Raw genomic sequence first — 320 nt, 5'->3', positions numbered from 1 at the left:
CCGCCCGTGGCTGTCGCGAGGAACCTCATGACCTTCCGTACCGAGACCGCCGCTGCCACCCCCTCCACCGCCACCAAGCGCTCCCGCGTCCGGCTGGCTGTCGTGGCGGGCGCCGCGGTCGCGGCCCTGCCGGGGGCCGGCCTCGGCCCGGCCACCGCGGCCGCCGCCGCCCCAGTCTCCACCGGGCACGCTGTCGCCCAGTGCGAGAGCGCTGGCCACTGGGCCATCAACACCGGCTACGGTTTCTACGGCGGACTGCAGGTCACCTCCAGCACCTGGGCCGCCTTCGGTGGCACCGCCTACGCCTCGCAGGCCAACCT

At 75.3% G+C, this 320-nt stretch carries 1 protein-coding gene; it reads left to right on the top strand.

Features of this window, described 5'->3' with window-relative positions; genetic code table 11:
- Nucleotides 1–27: 27 nt before the first annotated feature.
- The coding region (locus tag PUR61_RS00030) for a transglycosylase family protein (protein WP_329874303.1) at nt 28–320 on the top strand (293 nt) is incomplete at its 3' end.

Origin of the sequence: Streptomyces sp. BE20 (assembly GCF_036322525.1) — a bacterium.
Lineage (GTDB): Bacteria > Actinomycetota > Actinomycetes > Streptomycetales > Streptomycetaceae > Kitasatospora.
This window is presented reverse-complemented; position numbering and strand designations above follow the sequence as displayed.